Raw genomic sequence first — 22,407 nt, 5'->3', positions numbered from 1 at the left:
GACGATAATGTAAACTTATTTTAACTATCGTTAGTCATCACAAGCGCTCCTGCTGAAACCAAAGTCAATGCAACCAACCGATCCGAAAAAATTTACTGAAAAAGCATGGGAAGCGATCGTCAAATCGCAAGAGGTCGCAAGACGATCGCAACACCAACAACTAGAAGTCGAGCATTTGCTGATGGCACTGTTGGAGCAGGAAGAAGGCTTGACCGCAAACATATTTACAGCCATGTCAGTGCCGATGGCAAGGGCGCGACGACAGGTAGAAGAATTTTTACGGCGACAGCCCCGCGTGGCAAGCCCAGAACAATTGTATTTAGGACGCAATTTGGAAGTATGGCTCGATCGTGCTGAGGAGAGCCGCAAGAGCTTTGGCGATGAATTTATGGCGATCGAGCATATGCTGATTGGCTTGATCGATGACGATCGCCTTGGTAAGCGCCTCTATCGAGATCTCAGCATCGATCGCAAGAAATTAGAAGAAACGATCAAGGCGGTGCGTGGCAGTCAAACCATTACCGATCAAAATCCTGAGGCTAAATATGCGGCTCTAGAGAAATACGGTCGCGACCTTACCGAGCAGGCAAAGGAAGGAAAGCTCGATCCCGTCATCGGTCGTGATGATGAAATTCGGCGCGTAGTTCAGGTATTGTCAAGACGGACAAAAAATAATCCCGTTCTCATTGGCGAACCGGGGGTGGGCAAAACGGCGATCGCCGAAGGGCTTGCCCAAAGAATTATCCGTGGAGATGTACCCGAGTCGCTGAAAGACCGTACAATTATTAGCCTTGATATGGGTTCGTTGATTGCAGGGGCAAAGTATCGCGGCGAATTTGAAGATCGCTTGAAGGCGGTGCTTAAGGAAGTTCTGAATTCCGATGGCAAGATCGTCCTATTTATTGACGAACTGCATACCGTGGTTGGAGCTGGGGCAACACAACAGGGGGCAATGGATGCTGGCAATATTCTCAAACCAATGTTAGCGCGGGGAGAATTGCGGTGTATCGGTGCGACCACTCTGGATGAATATCGGCAATATATTGAGAAGGATGCCGCTCTCGAAAGGCGCTTTCAACAGGTGCTCGTCGATCAGCCGACAGTAGAGGATACGATCTCGATTCTGCGGGGCTTAAAAGAACGCTATGAAGTCCATCATGGGGTAAATATTTCCGACTCAGCATTAGTGGCGGCGGCAACTCTTTCCAATCGCTATATTACCGATCGCTTTTTACCCGATAAGGCGATCGATCTGGTGGATGAATCGGCGGCAAAGTTAAAAATGGAGATCACCTCTAAGCCTTTAGAGCTGGATGAAATCGATCGCCGCTTGATGCAATTAGAGATGGAAAGGCTATCCCTACAAAAGGAGGGCGACTTTACACCCATAGAAAGGGTCGAGGCAGAAGGCAAGGTCGTCTATAAAACTAGGAGCAGCAAAGCTGTTCAAGACCGTCTCGATCGGCTTGAGAAAGAAATGAGTGAACTGCGCGATCGGCAAATCAGCCTCGACGATCGCTGGCAGCAAGAAAAAGATACGATAGATAATTTGCGATCACTCAAAGAACAGATCGATCAAACCAAACTGCAAATCGAGCAATCCGAGCGCGAATTTAATCTCAATCGTGCTGCCGAGTTGAAATATGGCAAACTGACAGAATTAGAGAAGAATCTTGATGAAGCGGAATTGGAGTTGAATCGAGCGAGAGCCGATGGTTCAATTTTATTCCGTGAGCAAGTGACTGAAGATGACATTGCGGAAATTGTGGCGCGTTGGACGGGAATTCCCCTCAAGAAGTTATTACTTTCAGAACGCCAAAAACTACTGACCCTAGAGAAACATCTTCACGAACGGGTCATTGGTCAAGAAGAAGCTGTAACCTCGGTAGCCTCAGCAATTCGCCGCGCCCGTGCGGGTATGAACGATCCCAATCGCCCCCTTGGTTCGTTCCTATTTTTAGGGCCAACAGGGGTTGGTAAAACCGAACTCGCACGCGCTCTTGCGGAGTTTCTGTTTGATTCCGATGCTTCGATGGTGCGTATCGACATGTCGGAATATATGGAGAAACATTCCGTATCACGGCTCATCGGTGCACCGCCTGGATATGTTGGCTATGAAGAAGGCGGACAATTTTCAGAAGCAGTGCGCCGCCATCCTTACTCAGTAGTCCTATTCGATGAAGTCGAAAAAGCTCACCCCGATGTATTTAATATTCTCTTGCAAGTCCTTGATGATGGCAGAATTACCGATAGTCAGGGTCGCTTAGTTGATTGTAAAAATACTGTCATCATCATGACCAGTAACATTGGCAGCGATCGCATTCTCGAAACTTCCAAGGATTTGGCAGAAGATATTGATGCGGACTCCCGTTACGACGAAATGCGCGATCGCGTAATCGATGTCCTGCGCAATCACTTCCGTCCCGAATTTCTCAATCGCATTGATGAAACGGTAATTTTCCATGCTCTCCGCCGCAGTGAGATTCGCGCGATCGCCACATTACAAATCAAACGCATCGAGAGTCGTCTTAGCGAGCGCAAGCTCTCTCTCAAATTGAGCGAAGAGGCAAAGGATTATATTGCTGCGGTCGGTTATGATCCTTCCTATGGTGCGCGTCCCCTCAAGCGAGCAATTCAGAGAGAAATCGAAAATCCGATCGCCACTAAGATCATCGAAGGAACCTTTAGCGAAGGTCAGACTATAAGCATCACCGTTGAGGAAGACAAACTGGTGTTTAAATAACGTAACGAGCTTTGAGAAAGGGTTTGCATAGCAAACCCTTTCTCAAAGACCAAAAGTAAAAGCCTTTACTTTTAGGCTTTTAAAATAGAACAAAAATCAAACCGAATAGAGAGTTACGGCGCTTCGCGCCGCAACTCTCTATTCGGTTTGATATCCTGACTTAAGTGAATATAGCTATAAAAGCTAAATCGAGTAAGGGTTTTCAAGTTAAGCAATGACGTAGCCATTTCTTAAAAACCATTTAAGAATTACTTTCTGCGATCAAAAGCTCTAAGAGATCCCCCTCAATCCCCCTTAAAAAGGGGGAAGAATTTAAAATTCTCCCCCCTTTTTAAGGGGGGCTGGGGGGATCTAGTGAATTCTTAAATGGTTTCTTAACTTGGTATTATTTATAGTCCTGAAGTGCAGTTACAGAAATTGCTCCAGTTTGAAGAGAACGAATGGCGGCGATCGCTGCTTTTGCACCCGCAAGAGTGGTAATTACGGGGATCTTGTAAGCAAGAGCCGTACGACGAATCATCTTGCCATCGGTTTTTGCCTCTTCACCACTAGGGGAATTGACGATCAATTGAATTTTGCCATTTTTCATAGAATCGCCAACATGCGGACGACCTTCATGGACTTTGAGAACTTGCTTGGATTCGATATTATTGCGGCGCAGAATTTTATAGGTTCCCTCCGTTGCCACGATCTTGAAGCCCAGTTCGATAAAGGCTTCAGCAATCGAGGTGATACCGCTTTTATCGCGATCGTTTACGGAGAGAAACACAGTCCCTTCGAGGGGAAGGTGGGTTCCTGCGGCAATTTGAGCTTTGGCAAAGGCTCGACCAAACTCGGTATCAATGCCCATGACTTCACCTGTCGATCGCATTTCAGGGCCCAAAATCGTATCGGTTCCTGCAAACTTAGCAAAGGGAAGTACGGCTTCTTTGATGGAAATATGCTTGGGAATGACCTCTTCGGTTAAGCCCAACTCCGCAAGAGTTGCGCCCGCCATAATTCTCGAAGCATAATTCACGAGGGGAACGTTAATCGCTTTACTGACGTAGGGAACGGTACGCGAGGCGCGAGGATTCGCTTCAAGGATGAAAACCTTACTCTCTTTGAGATTGTTGTTATTCAACTGCACTGCATATTGAATATTCATCAAGCCAATTACATTGAGGGATTTCGCGAGGTTAATTGTCCATTGGCGAATAGTACTCAGCACCTCAGGGGGCAAGGAAAATGTCGGGATCGAACATGCCGAATCTCCTGAATGGATGCCTGCCTCTTCGATATGTTCCATAATGCCGCCAATGGTGACATTACCCAGTTGATCAGCGATCGCATCGACATCGACTTCGATCGCGCCTTCGAGAAAATGATCGATCAGTACGGGATGTTCTGGCTCGATGATAATCGCTCGACGCATGTAGTCTTCTAGCTCGGCATCGGAGTAAACAACCTCCATCCCTCGACCACCAAGAACGTAGCTAGGACGTACGACTACGGGATAACCAACCCGCTGAGCGATCGCCACGGCTTCATCTTCTGAACGGGCAAGCCCATTTTGCGGTTGGGTAATTCCTAATTCTTGGCAAATTGCCTCGAAACGTTCCCGATCTTCCGCAATATCGATCGAATCAGGCGAGGTTCCCCAAATTTTAGTCGTGGAGTTATGCTCTTCTAGGTATCGTAATAGTGGAACCGAAAGCTTAAGGGGAGTTTGTCCGCCAAACTGAATGATCACACCTTCGGGCTGTTCGGCTTCAATGATATTCAGTACATCTTCGCGGGTCAATGGCTCGAAATACAAGCGATCGCTAGTATCGTAATCGGTGGAAACGGTTTCAGGATTAGAGTTAACCATGATTGTTTCAAAACCTGCCGCCCGCAGAGCATAGCTAGCATGACAACAACAATAGTCAAATTCAATCCCCTGACCAATGCGATTTGGCCCACCGCCCAAGATCATTACTTTCCGCTTTGTGGAAGGGAGAATTTCCGATTCTTCTTCGTAGGTGGAATAGTGATAGGGCGTAAGGGCTTCAAATTCAGCAGCGCAGGTGTCAACGGTCTTGTAAGAGGGAATGACTCCTAGGGATTTGCGATAGGTACGCACGGTATCTTCATGGGTACCTGTGAGATAGGCAATTTGGCGATCGCTAAAGCCCATCCGCTTAATCTCTAGCAACTCATCCTTCAGAATGGTATCCAGTTTTCTGCCCTTGATCGCCAGTTCGACATCCGTGATCTCACGCATCTTTTGCAAGAACCAAGGATCGATATTGGTGAGTTCAAAAATAGCCTGCACTGACAACCCTGACAAAAAGCCATCGCGAATCGAAAAGATGCGATCGGGATTGGGAGTCCGCAAACTATATTTAATTTTATCGAGGTCAGGTAGGACTTCTTCGCGATCGCCACCAAAGCCAAACCGCCCAACTTCTAGCGATCGCAATGCCTTTTGGAAAGATTCTTGGAAAGTACGCCCGATCGCCATCGCCTCACCGACCGACTTCATCTGAGTCGTCAGAATTGGCTCCGAACCCGGAAATTTCTCGAAGGCAAAGCGAGGAATTTTGGTAACGACATAATCAATGGTTGGCTCAAAGCTGGCTGGGGTTTTCTTGGTGATGTCGTTAGAAATTTCATCAAGGGTATAGCCCACGGCAAGTTTCGCCGCAAATTTAGCGATCGGGAAACCCGTCGCCTTAGAGGCTAGCGCCGAGCTGCGGGAAACGCGCGGATTCATCTCAATGACGACGACTTCGCCATTTTCAGGATTGATCGAGAATTGAATATTCGAGCCACCTGTCTCTACGCCAATTTCGCGAATGATCTTAATCGAGTAGTCCCGCAGGCGTTGATATTCTTTGTCGGTCAAGGTCTGGGCGGGAGCCACGGTAATCGAATCGCCCGTATGGATACCCATCGGATCGATATTTTCGATACTGCAAATAATTACCACGTTGTCGGCAAGATCGCGCATTACCTCTAGCTCGTATTCTTTCCAGCCGATCAGCGATCGCTCGATCAGAATTTGCGATACGGGACTAGCTTCTAAGCCAGAGGCACAAATTTCTTCAAATTCCTCTTGGTTGTAGGCGATCCCACCACCAGTACCGCCCATAGTGAAGGCAGGACGGATAATGAGCGGATAGGAACCAATCTCTTGGGCGATCGCGCGGGACTCTTCCATCGTCGTACCCAAGCCCGACGGACACATGGCAACGCCAATCCGCTCCATCGCTTCTTTAAACAGTTTGCGATCCTCCGCCATCTCGATCGCATCCAGTTTCGCCCCAATTAGCTCTACGCCATATTTTTCTAAAACACCGCTTTTAGCAAGAGCAACCGCTGTGTTTAATGCGGTCTGTCCACCCATGGTTGGCAAAATTGCATCGGGACGCTCTTTCTCAATAATTTGAGCAACAACCTCAGGGGTGATGGGTTCGATATAGGTGCGATCGGCTGTGGCGGGATCGGTCATGATCGTAGCGGGATTGGAGTTAACTAGGATCACGTAATAGCCCTCGTCCCGTAAAACTTTACAGGCTTGGGTTCCCGAATAGTCAAATTCGCAGGCTTGCCCGATCACGATCGGACCAGCCCCAATCAACAAAATCTTGTGGATGTCATTACGGCGGGGCATAAAATCTTGTATTTCTTAGGTAACTCGCAATACATTTTATAGCCTCATGGCGATCATGTAGTATGTAGCGCATGATGCTAATTGGCTTGTTGGCTAATCTCGCAAGTAATTTGGTAAGGAATTTGATAAGGAATTTGGTAATATAGCTGTCCCCAAATGTACTAGGAAATAAAACCTAAGAATTAATTGGATGCGCGAAGCGCCTCCAATTAATTCTTAGGTTTTTGATTTGTCCTAATTCAAGTGACTGTAGCTATAAATTTAGTCCAGCAACAAAGCATCCTATTGCCCAATACTAACCGCCATCATAAAAGCATCGGCCGTAGCAAGCGAAGCGATCGCAATACCGAGCGCGAGGGAAATCATAGCCTTACGCAAAAAAGCAGTACGTTCGGTTTTATAGGCTTGTAAATCCTCAATTTGCTTCATCCATGTAGTTGTGATCGCAGCCTGCAAACTTCCATCCTTTTGCATCAAGACTTCGGGCGAAAGTCCTGTAGTCGCCACCTTACGTGGATATAGTCCGAGTACCGCAAAAGCGATCGCGATCGCCAGAGAAACGCAGGCGGAAAGCTTCAGACTCAGATAAATAAAATAGAGATTTTCCTGTTCGGGTTTGACATAGATCTGAAATGTGGAAGTAACTCGCAACCCAAGCAGCAAGAGAGCGCTGATCTCCATTACTCCCGCCAATTTGGTGCCAAGCGTATCAACACCATGCTGGGCTTGCTCCAGACAAAACTTAGTGTATTCGTAAAGAAAATTTTGCTGTTCTTCCATAATCTCCATTTGCCACGTCCGTTAAAAATTGGTGATATTTACAGTCATAGAGTTATACCAAATCACAAAATGGCTACGCCATTTTGTGATTTTAAAACCCTTACTGGGTTTGTTTTTCAATTCCCAAAAGTGTAGCCACACTTTTGGGAATTGGTATTACGCCGCAACTCTATGACTGTAAATATCAATCACCATCGGTTTAGGAGCGCTCTAGCAATAATTGCTTTAACCGCATCGGATCGCCCTTATCCACAACTTTACCGCGTTCCAATAAAAACGCACCATCGGCGTAATCGAGTTCGTTTAACCGATGCGTAACCCAAAGGGCCGTTAAATTTTTTTGTTTCACCAATTCTCGTACTGAGGCAACCAACTCCGTTTGATTTTCGCCATCCAGTAAGGCTGTGGGTTCATCAAGTAACAAAACTTCAGCATGACGAGCGATCGCCCCAGCGATCGCGATCCGTTGCTTTTGTCCTCCGCTTAAGGCATAGATCGGGCGACGGATCATTTGCAGGAGATTTACAGCGCTGAGAGACTCTTCGACCCTTTGCTGAGTTTCTTGAAAGGAAAGATTTTCCGATACTAGCCCAAAGGCAATATCAGCGCCCACCGTGGGCATTACCAACTGATGATCGGGATTCTGAAATACAAACCCAAGGCGATCGCCAATCTCAATATCACCCGACGTAGGCTTCAGCAAGCCTGCTAGCAACCTCAGTAAGGTCGATTTACCGCTGCCATTAGTACCTAACAGCATCCAAAACTCCCCTTTGGGTACAGATAGCGTACAGCGATCGAGGACAGGTTCGCCTGAAGCCCATGCAAAGTTAAGATCGCGAACGCTGATGGCGGTGGTTATAGATCGATCGGTTAGCATTATTAATTGCAGGTAATTGCAGATAATTGCAAGGTTAGTTGCAGATAATTACAGATATATAGCAGATATATGACAGATGCGTGACAGATATACGAAGGATATATAAATAACGGTGTCGCGCACAGAGCCAGTAACACCGTTAGTTTGCGACACCGTTGGTTAATGGTTAGCCACGAATGAAGCCTGCACCCATATTTGCCGAGGCTCCTGATTTTTCAGAAACCTGCACCGCCGAGATCTCGCTCGTTAATACAGAGATCTTTTTACCTTCTTGCTTTTCACAGGTTAATTCCAAGATTTTGGTATTGCCATCGGCGATCGCATTAGCAATTACGCGATAAAGTGCATCGGCATGTTCCTGCTCCTTGCGCTGTACAGACAAAGCGATCGGATTATTTTTGAGGGTGATTTCAACTGTATACATCAGCATTAATTAAGTTGTCCTGCCTAGAAATAAAGATAGATAGGTTAGCGAAAAAGTTTCGGTGAGAGCCCTTAGTAATTTGCATACCTGCTTATAACTCTCAGTATGCCATTGCATCGGCAATCAAGGGGAGATTTGTTTAGTAGAGCATCCCGTATAGAGAACCTAATTGGTAAGGTTGAGTGGCGCGATGCGCCACTCAACCTTACCAATTTAGGAATAATCACCAAAAACAAAAAACAAAAGAATATTTTCCAAGTAATTTCGATGTAGGATTATTTTTTAATCCAAATATCATAACCTCAAGACTTAAATATCGTTTTTTGATCTCTGTGATACCGAACTTTTGGTGGTAGTAGCTGTAAATTAATAATCAATGGGACAAAACGACGAGAATCGAAAATATGACATCCGCTAACCTCGAACGAGTCAGAACTCTCCGCCAACAAATCATTGCTGAGACTAAGCATGGTTTTGCTGACTGGAATTTAGTCCAAAAGATGCTCGATGAATTGATGATCAATCATCAGCAATATAAGTATTTTGCCACCAAGGAAAATATCAGCCTCTATCGGGAATCCTAACTAATCTCATCAAGACATAGCAATATAAAAGATGAGTGGCGGCGCTTCGCGCCGCCACTCATCTTTTATATTTTTTTAGACTGACATTTCTAGCATTCTTTGCATGGGCTTGAGAGCCGCTAGACGAGTTGATTCAGGGAGCGTTATTTCAGGGGTGCGATTTTTCATCGCGAGATACACCTTATCTAAAGTGTTTAAGCGCATATAAGGGCATTCGTTACAGGCACAGTTGCTATTAGGTGGTGCGGGTATAAATTTTTTGGAGGGGGTCGCCTTTTGCATTTGATGGATTACCCCAGACTCCGTAACTACGATAAATTCTTGGCGATCGCTATTTTGCACATATTTTAACAATCCTGTCGTTGAACCAATAAAATCAGCATGACGAAGTACGTTCGCTTCGCATTCAGGATGGGCAATGATGGCTGCTTGAGGATGATGCAGCTTAAGTTCAATTAATTTGCGCTCGGAAAAGATTTCGTGGACGATACAAGCTCCATCCCATAGCAATAGCTCTCGTCCTGTTTTTTCCATCACATAGCGTCCGAGGTTGCGATCGGGGGCAAAGATAATTGGCTGATCTTTGGGGATTTGGTTGACGATCGCGACGGCATTGGCACTCGTACAGATGATATCGCTCATTGCCTTGATATCTGCCGAGCAATTTATGTAGGAAATCACCAAATGATCTGGATGAGCTAGCTTAAAATCGGCAAAGCGATCGGGCGGACAACTATCCGCCAGCGAACAGCCTGCATCTAGATCGGGAAGCAATACCAATTTGTTGGGGTTGAGAATTTTGGCGGTCTCAGCCATGAAATGCACACCGAGAAATACGATGACATCGGCTTGGCAATTGGCTGCTGCTTGCGATAAACCTAGCGAATCCCCAATGTAATCGGCAATATCTTGGAGATCGGGGTCTTGGTAATAGTGGGCTAAAATTACCGCATTGAGTTCTTTTTTGAGATCGGCGATCGCTTGGAAGCGATCAATGGGGATAGCATCATTACTAGTCCGATCATTCATTCCTACGGGACTTGGGGCGGTGAGAAACACAGTTTGCCTCACTAAATAATATTAATTTTAATTCATTCTATACATTTGATTATAGTAGAAATTACCAAAAATATATCTATCGAGCGCAAGAGATTGAATTTCGGCAACTTTGGCAAGGCTTTCTTCGTCAAAGTTGGCTAAGTCTGGCATTTCTCAGGCTAATTCTTTTGGGGCTAATTCTTTTGGCTAATTCTTTTGGCTAATTCTTTTGGAACGGCGCTGGGGTGTAATACCAAATCACAAAATGGCTACGCCATTTTGTGATTTTAAAACCCTTACTGGGTTTGATTTTCAATTCCCAAAAATGTGGCTACACTTTTGGGAATTGGTATAAATCCTGAGATCTTAGGAAAAACGGATAAGTATGAATAAGTAGCTAGGTGCAATTAAATATAAAAAACAAAACCCGTAGCGCAAGCTGCGCTTGTGCTACGGGTTTTGTTTCTGGATTGTAATTATGCCTAGCTACCTTAAGTATAAATATTAAGATAGATAAGATAGGAAAGTTTGAGGTAATTATAGATATGAAGAGATCGATCGCTAATTTATCAAATTCATTGAGTCAAAAATTTAAGAGTCAAAAATTTGGAGTATCGATTTACCAAGAATTGCAACGTTACGGGAAATTGGCGATCGCGTTAGTGATGTCGATCCTGTTAGCGGTCACTCTGAATCCTTTTATTGCCAACGCCTTAGACTTTTCTGACTTGTTTCGCATTTTGCCCTCGGCTATTCAAGTTATTCAACTTTCTAGTATTGGGGATAATGACGAAGTTACTTTAGGCAAACAAATTGATGGTCAAATCCAACAAGAAGTCAGGATCAGTCGCGATCCGGCTGCAAATGCCCTAGTGAATCGCCTCGGACAAATCCTCATTCCCACTAGTGATCGCCCCAATATTCCCTACACATTTCGTGTGGTTGATGACAAAAATCTCAATGCTTTTGCCACCATGGGTGGCTTTGTTTACATTAATACGGGGACGATCGCCGCAGCAGATAACGTGGCCCAACTAGCCAGTGTAATCGGTCATGAAATGGGACATATTTCAGCCCGTCATTCTCTAGAACAGATGAAGCAAATGGCGATCGCTCAAGGTATTGCTAATATCGCGGGAGTTGGTGACGATCGCATCGTCGGGATTGGCGTAGATTTAGCCCTACGTTTACCCAACAGTCGCGAAGCAGAATTTGAAGCCGATCGCCGAGGCTTACAAAATATTACTAGAGCTGGTTTCGCCGCGAGAGCCATGCCCGCCTTTATGCAAAAGCTAGTTAGTGCTGGAGGTGGTAACGTTCCTGCCTTTCTCAGTACTCACCCTGCCACTGAAGATCGCATTGCCGCACTGAACCAATCCATTCAAGCCAATAATTTCAATACTTCGGGAGGGTTAAATGATGGCGAATACCAAAGAATCTGGCGATCACGCTTTCGCTAAATATAGCTAATACCAAAGCTCAAAATGGCTACGCCATTTTGAGCTTTGGGATAAAACAAATCAAACCGCAAAAGATAAGTGGCGACGCTTCGCGTCGCCACTTATCTTTTGCGGTTTGATTCCAGAGATACAGTAGAGAATCGATTAAGAATCAGCAGTTGTTTTTAGCGCGATCGCCAATTCTAAATCCTGCGATTTGCGCTGACTAGATCTTGCTAACAATTCTTTTTCACTTGGAAGTCTTAGCTTTGAGGCTAATTTAAAAAACTCTAGTAGCTTAATAAAGCTAAAAGTCGGATCGGGCAAATAGCTAACCCGATCATCACAAATCGTGATCCCATGACGACTTGAGAATTGGAAAGCATGGTGGAGATTATGCCAACCCTCACCCAAAGTCAAGAAGGCGACGAAGGCACTATTGCGACTATGGTCGTCGGTAACAAATGGGCGATCGCCGATCAGATGGCTGAGGGAGTTTACAGTTTGCACACCATGAAATAACAAGGTGGTGCTCAAAAAGAATGCTCCCAGATATTCCAGTCCGCCAATGTAGTAAGAAATCGCACCAAGCGCGACTAAAGGAACAAAATGCAAGCGATCGATCGCTCTTAAAACGCGATCGCTTTCTACATCAACGGGCAATTTGGAGGGAAAAAACTGCGAAGATAGCAGCCATCCACCCTGAGCCCAATAAAATCCTTTAACTCCACCATTGGGATAATAGGGAGAATGGGGATCGCGATCGTGATCTGAATGTTGATGATGCATCAGATGGTGCGCCTTCCACCAACTTGGGCCCATCTGTCCTGCGGAAGAGGCGATCAGACAACCCACCCATAGGAGAGGGGCAGGGGCTTGATAGCTTTTATGGGTGAGTAAGCGATGATAAATACCTGTCGTCGCCAGCATCCGCACAAAATATAGCAGTACCATCCATGCGATCGCCCCCCAAGACAAACCAGTTACTAATACAAGTAATGAACCGATATGGCTAACGATAATCAGCATTGGGCCGATTAGATACAAAATGCTTGTGAGTAGAGAATATTGCCTCATTTACAATCCAGAGTGTGAAGAACATAATTTAGCGAATGAGCTGTGGCTGTATTTATTAACCGCCCCAATCAACCAAAGTAACATACTCCCTTCCCACCAAAGAAATAGACATCAAAAACCAATAATTAGCGTTGCGGCGCGAAGCGCCGCAACATCTAATTTTTCACTGGGAAGGGAGTATGAAAACTGCTAGCTGGACATAATTAAAAGCATCTGGCACAAGCACGGCTTGCGCCAGATGCTTTTGGGTTTTAATTATGTCCAGCTACCTATAAGATTGGGGTGATATCATAAATCCGCGCAGCTCCAACCCTGAAACGATTTCTTTCTGTTGCCTTCGCTACGGAACTAATACTGCTTTTAAAGTCAGATCAAAGCTGGCAGAAAGTCCAAAATCTTTCTAAATTATCCGCATAAATCACCTGTCTAATACCCTATGCCTAGCCTACCAAGCACGATTTATCCTATTGGCGCTTATAACCTTCACGGTTTAGTGTGGCAAACCCCAAGCAATGTAAGTGATGTAAGTGATGTAAGCATTGATATCAGTAATCACAAGCCCTACATAATTTGCGTCGATGCCTATCAAGGTCACCTCCTTAAGATCGATCCGTGGTCAGAAGGCGCAACGGTACTAAATAATTACACCGCCTCGGAGTTTCGTGATGCGACGGGTTTGGCGATCGCTGGGGAAACCTTGTGGATTACCAAGAACAACGGCATTTACTATTGCAACATGGTTGATTTCGAGCTGCAACCATTTATGGAACTGCCTAACAAAATCGATGGCATTGCCGTATCCGAAGGTGGCGTGTATGTAAGTTCTAGTGAAGTTGGCAAAATATTTGTCTTTGGTCGGGCTACTCGCACCCTGCTCAGGATTATGGATGCTCCAGGTGCAGGCTTTGAAGCCCTAGCCTTGGTGGGCGAAGAACTATGGGTCAGCGATCGCACGGAAGAAACTGTGTATCGTATGAATGCCAAAACAGGTGAAATTTTACATCGAGGTTTAACCCCCTTCCCCAATCCTGTAGGCTTAGGTTTTTTGGACAATGAATTATATGTAGTTTACTCAGGTGATGAAAACTATATTCGCGAAAATCCCAACGATCTAGATGAACCCTTTTCGGTGGCAGCCCGCGAAAAAACCTTTATCCATCGTCTCAAATTCAATCAGTACAAAGATGGCAAGCTAAACTATACGCTTACCAATGGCTACAAAGTAGAGATGATCTACCTTGAAGAGCTGTCTTCGGAAGAGCCTACTTCCGTTTATAACCTCACATGGAGAGTTGCCTACCCTACCGATAACTATCGCCAAAAATTATTAGCGATCGAACCGATTGGCATTCCTTTTGAAGAAGAAATTGTCGATGGTCAGCGGGTCGCCGCTTTTAAGCTAGGTAACCTCAAGCCAGAGGAAGCGAGAATGTTTGGCTGGAAAGCAACTTTAGAATTACGGGCAATTAAATACGAGCTAAAGGATAGTGAAGTAGAGTTTGTCCCCGAACTATCCGAGGACATGAAGAAGCTGTATCTGATCGATGATGATGGCTTGAGTATGGATAACCCGCTCATCCAAGCCGCCGCCAGAGAAGCCGTGGGCAATGAAACTAATATTTTACGGAAGATGCTGCTGATTCGCGATTATGTCTACGATAAGCTCGCCTATCGCGTCACGCCCTACATTGCGTCACCTGAAGAAGTACTTGTTAGAGGAACTGGCTCCTGTGGGGAGTATGTGGGTCTGTTGCTAGCCCTAACGCGCTTAAATGGAATTGCTTGCCGAACCGTGGGACGTTATAAATGTCCCCATGAAAACGATCAGGTGATGAATATCCCTCTCCATCAGTATTACAACCACGTTTGGATTGAATTCTATATTCCTAGTATTGGTTGGTTGCCAATGGAATCCAATCCCGATGATACGGGCTATCGTCCCTATCCTACTCGCTGGTTTATGGGCTTGCCTTGGTATCATGTGGAAATTGGCAAAGGGATTTTCTTTGAAACGATTCAACCTCAACCCTATTCCATTGGCGAACTCGCGCTCAATCACGTTCGCTTTAAGGTATTGGAAGAAATTTAAATCCTTTGTGTACCTACTTTTGTGTACCTACTAAGTAGCTAAAAACCTAGAGGAGCGTACCGCCCGCGCAGCGGGTGGTACGCTCTCTGGTTTTGTTTTTTAATTATGCTTAACCGCCATACCAAGAAGAAGCGCCGCTTCTTCTTGGTATGTATAGGTGCGGCGCGGCAAAGTAACCTTATATAATGTCTTACGTTAGCAGTGACTGACAATTCCTCAGCTTCAGCATATTTTAGATTCCTATGACCATTTTTGAAGTTTCCGTTCCCGCTACCACTGGCAATTTGGGGCCAGGTTTTGACTGCCTTGGAGCTGCCCTCTCGCTGTATAACCGCTTTGAATTTTCCCTAGCAGATTGCTTAACCATTACAGCCTCAGGTGAAGGTGCAGACAAGGTAGAACGGGACGAGAAAAACCTCGTATATCAGGGCATAGCTAAGTTTTATCAACATATCGATCGCCCCATTCCCGCGATCGCTTTCCACACCGATACCGCAATCCCATTGTCGCGAGGCTTAGGTAGTTCGGCAACTGCGATCGTCGGCGGTATATTTGGCGCGAACCTATTGGCTGGCTCACCGCTTGATCGCAGTGCATTACTAGATCTCGCGATTTCTATGGAGGGGCATCCTGATAACGTCGCGCCTGCAATGCTGGGCGGCTGTCAACTGATGGCATCCAATCAAGCTGGGGGCTGGGAGTTTTGCCATCTCGCATGGCATGAGGACATTGCGATCGCTGTTGCCATACCTGACTTTGAGTTGTCAACTGCCGAAGCAAGAAAGGTGTTGCCAAAACAATTTTCCATGGATGATGCTATTTTTAACGCCTCCCACTTAGCCTTACTGACCCATGCAATTCAGACAGGCAAAGATAATTGGCTCAGGGCTGGGCTTCAGGATCGCTTGCACCAACCCTATCGCCAAAACTTAATTAAAGGCATGGCAGAGTTACAGGACGCAGCGATCGCCGCAGGAGCCTATGGCATGGTAATCAGTGGCGCAGGTCCAACCCTACTTTCTTTAGCACCTACGGGTACAATAGAGTCAGTAGCTCAAGCAATGCAACAAGCATGGTTAGCTATGGGTGTTAGTTCCGAAACTAAATGCCTAGCGATCGCTAAAGATGGTACAACATTCAAAACTCGTTAATTGATGTTTGGCTGTTAGCTAAGCAGTTAAGCATAATTAAAAACCAAAACCAGAGGGCGTACCGCCCGCGTAGCGGGCGGTAAGTTCTTCTAGGTTTTAAGTTTACTTATGCTTAGCTACTTATTTGCAAAAAACATAACTGTAGGAAACCTATGTCTAAATTTCAATTTTTACTAATATCGGCGCTCATTACCTCGGTTGTCCTGTTATTTGTAGGTAGTCGCGATGGCAATCCCTTTGATTCGGTATTTCCCATTGCGATCGTCATTGGTTTAGCGATCGTCGCTCAGAAGTATCTCTCCGAAAAAGTATGGAGCCGCTTTGCAAAATGGGTAAATGAAACCACAGGACGCAAAATCTTTTATGTGCGATCGCCCCGTCAGAAGGTCGTCCAAGAACGCAAATTATTGCCTCCTTCTAAGCTCAATCGCCTGAAATAAACTGCATTATAAGCTCAAGATGGCTAATTCCAAGCTGCCCATACCGTGTAATCTTCAATCATGACCAGTTCTTCTTCTATTTATCAGAATATTCCTCAACCTCTGCGGGTGGGCATTGTTGGCTCAGGCTTTGTGGCTAGGTTACGCGCGGAAATCTTGAGTCAAGATTCGCGCATTGCCCTAACTGCGATCGCGGGTACGCCTGAGAAAGCAGGCGCGATCGCGCAGGATTTGGCGATTCCCCATATATATCAATATTGGTCTGAACTGGTCATGCGTCCCGATCTTGACTTAGTGGTGATCTGTAATGTCAATCGCGATCATGGGGCTGTAGTCGGACAGGCTTTGCGATCAGGCAAACATGTGATTGTGGAATATCCTCTATCCTTTCATCTCGCAGAAGCAGAAGAATTAGTCAATTTGGCAAAACAGCAGAATTTGTTGTTACATGTCGAGCATATAGAGCTGCTGGGTGGTGTACATCAATTGGTAGTGGAGCATTTGGCAAAGATTGGCAATCCTTTTTACGCGCGATATTCCACCAAAAGCCCGCAGCACCCCGTACCCGACAAATGGACCTATAAACCCGACCTGTTTGGGTTCCCCCTGACAGCAGCCGTATCGCGTCTCAATCGAATCATCGTTCTCTTTGGCAAGGTCAAGGCTGTCACCTGTCAGTTACGCTATAGTGGCGATCGTTTACCCCATCATTTTACATCCTGTGTTTGTAACGCTCAACTTCAGTTTGAGAATGGCGTGCTTGCTGATGTTAGTTATAGCAAAGGCGAAAATTTCTGGCAGCCAGAGCGGATTATGGAATTACAGGGTAGCGAAGGCGCGATTATCTTTTCGGGAGACAAGGGCAAGTTAATTTCGGCGGCAGGAGAAAGGGAACTTGATGCAGGCTCCACCAGAGGATTGTTTAAAAAAGATACAGAAAATGTTCTTTCCCATCTATTTGATGGGACACCGCTATATACTAGCCATGACAGTATTCTCCATGCGCTGGCTATTGCCAATGCTGCCGAAAAGTCCGCCCTAAGCAATCAAACCGTTATGCTTTAGACAATATGTTTTAGACAATAGAAAATTATGGCTGACTCGATATCCTCCGAAACAGCGATCGCCAATTCCCTAGGTAGCCCAAAACCAGACATGGGCGGCGGTTTGCCCGTGATTGGCTATTGGGCGGAGAAGACCCTCGATCTGAAGGGGGGGCTCTTATGGAAAACCCTGTTACATAAAAGTGCTTGTCTATCCTGCGCTTGGGGAACGGGCGGACAAAAGGGGGGATTTCAGAATGAGGATGAGGAAAATTTACAGCGCTGTGCCAAGAGTGTTGAAGCGATCGCTTCAGAATTAATGGAAGCCATTCCCCCCCATTTTTTTGAGAGGTTTACCCTAGCGGAACTACAAAATCTTAATTCCATGGAAGCCGATCGCCTCGGTCGATTGAGTTTTCCTGTTATTAAACGTGCCCATAGCGATCGCTATGAAAGGATCGCATGGGATGAGGTCTATGAGATCGTTGTCCGTGCCTTTCAAAAATCACCTGAGCGTCTCGCTTCCTATAGTTCAGGGCGATCGTCTAACGAAGCCGCTTACCTATTGCAACTGCTAATGCGATCGCTAGGTTCTAATAACCTTGCGGATTGCTCCGATCTTTGTCATGCCCCCTCAACGGTGGGATTAAATCAGGTATTTGGCTCTGGCACTTCCATGGTCAGTCTTGCGGATTTAAAGCAGAGCGATTGCATTGTATTAATTGGCTCCAATGCCCCTGCCAACCATCCGCGCTTGATGAATGAATTGATTAAACTCCGCGATCGCGGTGGCAAGATCGTTATCATCAATCCTCTGATCGAAATTGGGCTAGTTAAATTCGCATCGCCCGCCTATCCGATTAAATCTTTGCTCAAGGGTTCCGACATTGCTTCCCATTATATTCAACCGATATCGGGAAGCGACACGGCGGTTTTTCTAGGAATTCAGAAGGTTCTGCTGGAGAATAATTGGATTGATTATGATTTCCTGCGTCAATATACAGAGCAATGGGAAGAGGTCATCGAACAGGTGCGATCGCTGGCTTGGGAGGACATTACTCGCACCTGCGGAGTCTCTCGCGAAGAATTGGAAATTGCCGCTGAAATGATTGGCACTTCGCAAAGGGTGGTTTTTGCTTGGGCAATGGGAATCACCCAGCATTCCAATGCCGTAGATAATATTTTTAGCATCACTAATACGGCGCTTTTAACAGGCCATGTGGGTAAAGAAGGGGCGGGGACGATGCCAATTCGCGGACATTCTAACGTGCAGGGCTTTGGCTCGATGGGCGTAACGATTCGGCTCAAAGAGGAGATTATGCAAGCCCTAGAGAAGTTGCTACAGCGATCGCTCAGTCGAAAACTGGGCTACGACACTCGCGCTTTGATAGAGGCAAGCGATCGCTCGGAAATTGACACCTTGATCTGTCTTGGCGGCAATATCTACGCCGCAAATCCCAATCTCTCCCAAGCCCAACGCGCCCTCGGTAAGATCGAAACGATTATTTATATCTCCACCAAGCCCAATCTCGGACATTTTCACGGACTCGCCCAAAAGGATACGTTAATCCTGCCTGTCTTTGCTCGCTTTGAAAATCCCCATAAAACTACTACCGAGTCAGGAAATAATTTTGTGCGGCTCAATGACGAAGGTACATCCCACCTCAGCCAAAAGGAAGGAAGCGAATTGATTTCAGAAGTCGAGCTTCTGGCGGAACTCGCCGATCGCCTCCATGGGAACGATGCAATTAACTGGCGATCGCTGCAAGATCCCCAATATGTGCGTCAACTGATCGCCCAGACAATTCCCAACTACGAAAAAATCGGAGAAATTGACGCGACCAATCAAGAATTTACAATCCCCGATCGCATCTTCCATACGCCTAAATTTCCGACCCCATCGGGAAAGGCGAAAATGTTTGTAACGCCTTTGCCCCAGTTAGAATTACCTGATATTGCCAGCTTTGACCTTCCCACGGATACGGCTCAAGCGATCGTTCTTGTCCTCGGCACGGGGCGTAGCTATTCTCAACACAACACCGTTGTCTATAAAGATGGTGACTACTATCGCGGAATGCCTCATCGCAATTGCATTTTGATGAATCCAATGGATGGCGATCGCGCAGGCTTTCAAGAACATCAACGAGTTACGGTCAAGGGCAATGCTGGCAAAATGGAGCAGGTAGAAGTCATCTACGGACAAATCCGTGAAGGCTCGGCACTGATGTTTTATCCCGAAGTTAATACAATTTTTAGCGTTCCTATTGATGAGCGCTGTGGCACGCCAGCCTTTAAGCGAGTCCCTGTCGCTGTATATAGCTAGAGCATGGCGGCGCTGCCGCCATGCTCTATAGCTGCCGCCAGTTTTGTGAGGAAAAGATCAAAAACCCAAAGAGAGTTGCCGCGCTCCGCGCGGCAACTCTCTTTGGGTTTTTATACCAATTTCTAAAATGGCAACGCCATTTTGGAAATCTCAAAACCTTACTGGGTTTAGTTTTTAATTCACGAAAGTGTGACAACACTTTCGTGAATTGGTATTATGCCCTGATACAGTTGGCGGCAGCTATACTTTGCGGTTAAAGAAGTAGCGTTCAGTGCTAATTCTTTAAGCCTACTTGAGCCATTCTTCGAGACTATTGGTTAATTTGCCCGTAATTTGTGCCGTAAGGCGATCGCGTTTTTGTTTTTGCTGCCACTTTTGGAATTGTTTTTGGTATTCTTCACTTTCAGTTTGATAGGTTACCCATGCATCTAATGCCACCGCTAAGCCCCAAAACAATAGCGGATAGATTGCCCAGCCAATTTTTCCTGATGTGAAAAAATTTAATGCTACTAAGAAGGAATTCACGATCGCATATTTTAAGAGGTTTGATTGAAAGGATTTCTTTTTATATTTATCAAACTCTCCATACTCTTGGCGGACGACTTGGGTTGATTGCCATTCCTGCACCGATGCTAAGAAATCGGCTTCACTAATGCCCATATCAGAAGCAATCTCATATACCTGCTGTTTCGTCAGACTTTGACCATTAGTTCTTTTGGCTAGGGCATAGCGGAGAATCTGATCGACTTGCTCTTCTGAATAAGTTTCCATAGGTTCTTCTATTACCTCCATTACATTAGTTAAGCATTAATAAGTAGTTCGGCATAATTAAAAACCAAAACCAGAGAGCATACCGCCCGCGCAGCGGGCGGTATGCTCTTCTCGGTTTTAAGTTTAATTATGCCTAGCTACTTAGTTAAGCATTATAGTTAAATCACCCTTGAAGTAGCTAAACGAAAACAAGGTTTACTTAGGACATAAAACGCCAAAGATGAGTGGCGGCACGAAGTGCCGCCACTCATCTTTGGCGTTTTGATTTGTCCTGTCTATGCTTGGCAACACCAATGCTTACTGTATGGCAGTAATAAAGCGATCGCAGCAGTCGCGCAGCCAATAGGTATAGTCTTGGGGATTTTTGAGAAGATCGGCTTGTAAAATTTTTAAATCTATCCATTTCCAGTCTTCGGCTTCCTCTGGATTGAGAATTGGTGCGCGATCGCTATAGCCGACCAACACATGGTCAAATTCATGCTCTATTAGGTCATTGTCTAGCTGAGCATGATAGACAAAACTGAATATTTCCCGTAACTCACAATCAAAGCCCATTTCTTCTTGCAAGCGTCGGTGAGCCGCCAGCAAAGTTGACTCTTCATGGCGGGGGTGACTACAACAGGTATTTGTCCAGAGTCCCCCTGAGTGATATTTATGTTGGGCGCGTTTTTGTAATAAAAGTTGTCCCTGAGAGTTCAACACAAAGACCGAAAAGGCTCGATGTAATAAACCGTCACGATGAGCCTGTAATTTTTCTGCAACCCCAATTTGGCGATCGTTAATATCTACTAAGACAACCTTTTCTTCCAACTTTGTAGCCACTCGGAGCCCTGTACTCATGATATTTACAAATAATTACAAATAATATTTATAAGAATTTTACAAGAATTAAAAATTACAAACATATTAAAAGCCTCATTTGGCAAGGCTCCTAACATATTATCTGGTTTTGATGCAGAATATTGCTAAATGGGTAGGGATGGGCGGCGCTTCGCGCCGCCCATCCCTACCCATTTAAGTGGCTAAGCATAATTAATTACACATCCAAAGTTGTAAAGTTGCCCCCCTTCGGTGCAACTTTACAACTTTAGGTAATTTATTTTGCACAAGTAGTTAGATTTAACGTTGGGAGACTAAAATATTAAGCGATCGGTTTAGGTTTTTCATAAAATGTTCATCAACAAGCAGCTATTTATCGGTTTAGCATTAACCAGCTTAACTATTGGGCTGGGTACTAACCATGATTCCGTATCGGCTCAAACGGTTAATTTAAATACCTTACGCAGTACGGCTCTCTCCAAACACAATACCTATCGCAATATCCATCGTAGCCCTGCGATGTCTCTCAATAGCTCCGTGAACAGCACAGCACAAGCTTGGGCAGATAATCTAGCGGCTACGGGAACATTTGCCCATAGTTCTTCCGCTCAGAGAAATGGGGCTGGGGAAAATCTGTATGTCTACTACACCACGGCTCCTTCGATCGCTTCAGATACCCTTGCGAAGAATGCGATCGACTCTTGGTATAACGAGGTGAAACTTTATAACTATGCCGCTCCTGGATTTTCCTCAGCGACTGGTCACTTTACGCAGGTGGTATGGAAGGGCAGCACCAAACTAGGCTGTGGTGCATCTAAGGGAACGAAAACACTTAATGGCACTAGGTATAACGCCTTTTATGTAGTTTGTCAGTACAGTCCTGCGGGAAATGTCATGGGGCAGTTTCCTGCAAATGTGTTGAAGCCTTAAATTTAAAGTGCTGTGCTAAGTAAGTGGGCTTAATTAAATATAAAACCCTAAAGCCTGCGGCGCTCGCGCAGCGTGCGCCGCAGGCTTTAGATCGGGATTTTAATTATGCTGAGGTACTTAATACCAGTTTACTGAAGTGAGACAACACTTCCCAGCACTTCAATGAATTAAAAAATATAGCTATATTCACTTAGGGACTTGCGATTTAATGAAGTACCAAATATAAAACCAGAATCGGT

The 22,407-nt window shown here is 45.5% G+C and carries 18 protein-coding genes; 9 read left to right on the top strand and 9 right to left on the bottom strand.

Annotation, left to right across the window (positions count from 1 at the left end):
* Window positions 1-67: 67 nt before the first annotated feature.
* On the top strand, window positions 68-2,743 hold the full coding sequence (gene clpB / locus PseudUWO310_RS12665; protein WP_055075459.1) for an ATP-dependent chaperone ClpB: 2,676 nt from the start codon (window positions 68-70) through the stop codon (window positions 2,741-2,743).
* A gap of 385 nt (window positions 2,744-3,128) precedes the next feature.
* Here the strand turns inward: clpB and carB are convergent, their stop codons facing one another.
* The 4 genes from carB to PseudUWO310_RS12645 form a co-directional block, all read right to left on the bottom strand.
* Window positions 3,129-6,380 (bottom strand): carbamoyl-phosphate synthase large subunit, encoded by a 3,252-nt coding sequence (gene carB, locus PseudUWO310_RS12660; RefSeq protein ID WP_142601774.1) that lies wholly within the window; start codon window positions 6,378-6,380, stop codon window positions 3,129-3,131.
* A gap of 282 nt (window positions 6,381-6,662) precedes the next feature.
* Window positions 6,663-7,160: a hypothetical protein gene (locus tag PseudUWO310_RS12655; protein ID WP_142601772.1), complete on the bottom strand. Its 498-nt coding sequence runs from the start codon at window positions 7,158-7,160 to the stop codon at window positions 6,663-6,665.
* 199 nt (window positions 7,161-7,359) lie between these two features.
* Window positions 7,360-8,040, bottom strand: coding sequence for an energy-coupling factor ABC transporter ATP-binding protein (locus PseudUWO310_RS12650; protein ID WP_142601770.1), 681 nt, complete (start codon window positions 8,038-8,040; stop codon window positions 7,360-7,362).
* A gap of 166 nt (window positions 8,041-8,206) precedes the next feature.
* On the bottom strand, window positions 8,207-8,464 hold the full coding sequence (locus PseudUWO310_RS12645) for a DUF3107 family protein (RefSeq protein ID WP_040688277.1): 258 nt from the start codon (window positions 8,462-8,464) through the stop codon (window positions 8,207-8,209).
* Window positions 8,465-8,868: 404 nt separating this feature from the next.
* Here PseudUWO310_RS12645 and PseudUWO310_RS12640 point away from each other — a divergent pair, with 404 nt between their 5' ends.
* Window positions 8,869-9,048, top strand: a complete 180-nt coding sequence (locus PseudUWO310_RS12640) for a hypothetical protein (RefSeq protein ID WP_142601767.1) — start codon at window positions 8,869-8,871, stop codon at window positions 9,046-9,048.
* A 75-nt stretch (window positions 9,049-9,123) separates the two neighbouring features.
* On the opposite strand, the gene nadA is transcribed toward PseudUWO310_RS12640, so the two are convergent.
* Together nadA and PseudUWO310_RS23625 are read right to left on the bottom strand one after the other, a co-directional pair.
* Window positions 9,124-10,077: a quinolinate synthase NadA gene (gene nadA, locus PseudUWO310_RS12635; RefSeq protein ID WP_142601825.1), complete on the bottom strand. Its 954-nt coding sequence runs from the start codon at window positions 10,075-10,077 to the stop codon at window positions 9,124-9,126.
* 57 nt (window positions 10,078-10,134) lie between these two features.
* On the bottom strand, window positions 10,135-10,257 hold the full coding sequence (locus PseudUWO310_RS23625) for a hypothetical protein (protein WP_263363433.1): 123 nt from the start codon (window positions 10,255-10,257) through the stop codon (window positions 10,135-10,137).
* 374 nt (window positions 10,258-10,631) lie between these two features.
* Here PseudUWO310_RS23625 and PseudUWO310_RS12630 point away from each other — a divergent pair, with 374 nt between their 5' ends.
* Window positions 10,632-11,546, top strand: a complete 915-nt coding sequence (locus tag PseudUWO310_RS12630; RefSeq protein ID WP_223805643.1) for a M48 family metallopeptidase — start codon at window positions 10,632-10,634, stop codon at window positions 11,544-11,546.
* Window positions 11,547-11,690: 144 nt separating this feature from the next.
* Here PseudUWO310_RS12630 and PseudUWO310_RS12625 read toward each other — a convergent pair whose 3' ends face one another.
* A complete protein-coding gene (locus PseudUWO310_RS12625) occupies window positions 11,691-12,602 on the bottom strand; it encodes an acyl-CoA desaturase (RefSeq protein ID WP_142601763.1) in 912 nt (303 codons plus the stop codon).
* A 436-nt stretch (window positions 12,603-13,038) separates the two neighbouring features.
* Between PseudUWO310_RS12625 and PseudUWO310_RS12620 the strand changes: the two genes are divergently transcribed.
* The 5 genes from PseudUWO310_RS12620 (at window position 13,039) to PseudUWO310_RS12600 (ending at window position 19,648) form a co-directional block, all read left to right on the top strand.
* A complete protein-coding gene (locus tag PseudUWO310_RS12620) occupies window positions 13,039-14,691 on the top strand; it encodes a transglutaminase domain-containing protein (protein ID WP_142601761.1) in 1,653 nt (550 codons plus the stop codon).
* A gap of 242 nt (window positions 14,692-14,933) precedes the next feature.
* Window positions 14,934-15,842 carry a homoserine kinase gene (gene thrB / locus PseudUWO310_RS12615; RefSeq protein WP_142601759.1) on the top strand — a complete coding sequence of 303 codons (909 nt, stop codon included), beginning with the start codon at window positions 14,934-14,936 and terminating at the stop codon, window positions 15,840-15,842.
* Between the two features lie 152 nt (window positions 15,843-15,994).
* Complete coding sequence (locus tag PseudUWO310_RS12610) at window positions 15,995-16,282, top strand: hypothetical protein (protein WP_142601757.1); 288 nt, start codon at window positions 15,995-15,997, stop codon at window positions 16,280-16,282.
* Between the two features lie 60 nt (window positions 16,283-16,342).
* Window positions 16,343-17,347 carry a Gfo/Idh/MocA family protein gene (locus PseudUWO310_RS12605; RefSeq protein WP_142601755.1) on the top strand — a complete coding sequence of 335 codons (1,005 nt, stop codon included), beginning with the start codon at window positions 16,343-16,345 and terminating at the stop codon, window positions 17,345-17,347.
* A gap of 27 nt (window positions 17,348-17,374) precedes the next feature.
* Entirely contained in the window at window positions 17,375-19,648 is a 2,274-nt protein-coding gene (locus PseudUWO310_RS12600) for an FdhF/YdeP family oxidoreductase (protein WP_142601753.1), read from the top strand.
* Between the two features lie 288 nt (window positions 19,649-19,936).
* On the opposite strand, the gene PseudUWO310_RS12595 is transcribed toward PseudUWO310_RS12600, so the two are convergent.
* Both PseudUWO310_RS12595 and idi read right to left on the bottom strand, forming a co-directional pair.
* Window positions 19,937-20,419 (bottom strand): 2TM domain-containing protein, encoded by a 483-nt coding sequence (locus PseudUWO310_RS12595; protein ID WP_100228891.1) that lies wholly within the window; start codon window positions 20,417-20,419, stop codon window positions 19,937-19,939.
* A 297-nt stretch (window positions 20,420-20,716) separates the two neighbouring features.
* Window positions 20,717-21,259: an isopentenyl-diphosphate Delta-isomerase gene (gene idi, locus PseudUWO310_RS12590; protein WP_142601747.1), complete on the bottom strand. Its 543-nt coding sequence runs from the start codon at window positions 21,257-21,259 to the stop codon at window positions 20,717-20,719.
* A 330-nt stretch (window positions 21,260-21,589) separates the two neighbouring features.
* Between idi and PseudUWO310_RS12585 the strand changes: the two genes are divergently transcribed.
* Window positions 21,590-22,168 (top strand): CAP family protein, encoded by a 579-nt coding sequence (locus PseudUWO310_RS12585; protein WP_142601745.1) that lies wholly within the window; start codon window positions 21,590-21,592, stop codon window positions 22,166-22,168.
* The last annotated feature ends 239 nt before the right edge of the window (window positions 22,169-22,407 follow it).

Origin of the sequence: Pseudanabaena sp. UWO310 (assembly GCF_006861605.1) — a bacterium.
Taxonomy (GTDB): Bacteria; Cyanobacteriota; Cyanobacteriia; order Pseudanabaenales; family Pseudanabaenaceae; genus Pseudanabaena.
Note: the sequence above shows the minus strand (reverse complement) of the source record. Positions and strands in the feature narration are given on the sequence as shown.

Excerpts from the sequence above, each read along its gene's own strand:
- clpB (WP_055075459.1), top strand. The coding sequence starts at position 68 with ATGCAACCAACCGATCCGAAAAAATTTACTGAAAAAGCATGGGAAGCG.
- carB (WP_142601774.1), bottom strand. The coding sequence starts at position 6,380 with ATGCCCCGCCGTAATGACATCCACAAGATTTTGTTGATTGGGGCTGGT.
- PseudUWO310_RS12655 (WP_142601772.1), bottom strand. The coding sequence starts at position 7,160 with ATGGAAGAACAGCAAAATTTTCTTTACGAATACACTAAGTTTTGTCTG.
- PseudUWO310_RS12650 (WP_142601770.1), bottom strand. The coding sequence starts at position 8,040 with ATGCTAACCGATCGATCTATAACCACCGCCATCAGCGTTCGCGATCTT.
- PseudUWO310_RS12645 (WP_040688277.1), bottom strand. The coding sequence starts at position 8,464 with ATGTATACAGTTGAAATCACCCTCAAAAATAATCCGATCGCTTTGTCT.
- PseudUWO310_RS12640 (WP_142601767.1), top strand. The coding sequence starts at position 8,869 with ATGACATCCGCTAACCTCGAACGAGTCAGAACTCTCCGCCAACAAATC.
- nadA (WP_142601825.1), bottom strand. The coding sequence starts at position 10,077 with ATGAATGATCGGACTAGTAATGATGCTATCCCCATTGATCGCTTCCAA.
- PseudUWO310_RS23625 (WP_263363433.1), bottom strand. The coding sequence starts at position 10,257 with ATGCCAGACTTAGCCAACTTTGACGAAGAAAGCCTTGCCAAAGTTGCC.
- PseudUWO310_RS12630 (WP_223805643.1), top strand. The coding sequence starts at position 10,632 with ATGAAGAGATCGATCGCTAATTTATCAAATTCATTGAGTCAAAAATTT.
- PseudUWO310_RS12625 (WP_142601763.1), bottom strand. The coding sequence starts at position 12,602 with ATGAGGCAATATTCTCTACTCACAAGCATTTTGTATCTAATCGGCCCA.
- PseudUWO310_RS12620 (WP_142601761.1), top strand. The coding sequence starts at position 13,039 with ATGCCTAGCCTACCAAGCACGATTTATCCTATTGGCGCTTATAACCTT.
- thrB (WP_142601759.1), top strand. The coding sequence starts at position 14,934 with ATGACCATTTTTGAAGTTTCCGTTCCCGCTACCACTGGCAATTTGGGG.
- PseudUWO310_RS12610 (WP_142601757.1), top strand. The coding sequence starts at position 15,995 with ATGTCTAAATTTCAATTTTTACTAATATCGGCGCTCATTACCTCGGTT.
- PseudUWO310_RS12605 (WP_142601755.1), top strand. The coding sequence starts at position 16,343 with ATGACCAGTTCTTCTTCTATTTATCAGAATATTCCTCAACCTCTGCGG.
- PseudUWO310_RS12600 (WP_142601753.1), top strand. The coding sequence starts at position 17,375 with ATGGCTGACTCGATATCCTCCGAAACAGCGATCGCCAATTCCCTAGGT.
- PseudUWO310_RS12595 (WP_100228891.1), bottom strand. The coding sequence starts at position 20,419 with ATGGAAACTTATTCAGAAGAGCAAGTCGATCAGATTCTCCGCTATGCC.
- idi (WP_142601747.1), bottom strand. The coding sequence starts at position 21,259 with ATGAGTACAGGGCTCCGAGTGGCTACAAAGTTGGAAGAAAAGGTTGTC.
- PseudUWO310_RS12585 (WP_142601745.1), top strand. The coding sequence starts at position 21,590 with ATGTTCATCAACAAGCAGCTATTTATCGGTTTAGCATTAACCAGCTTA.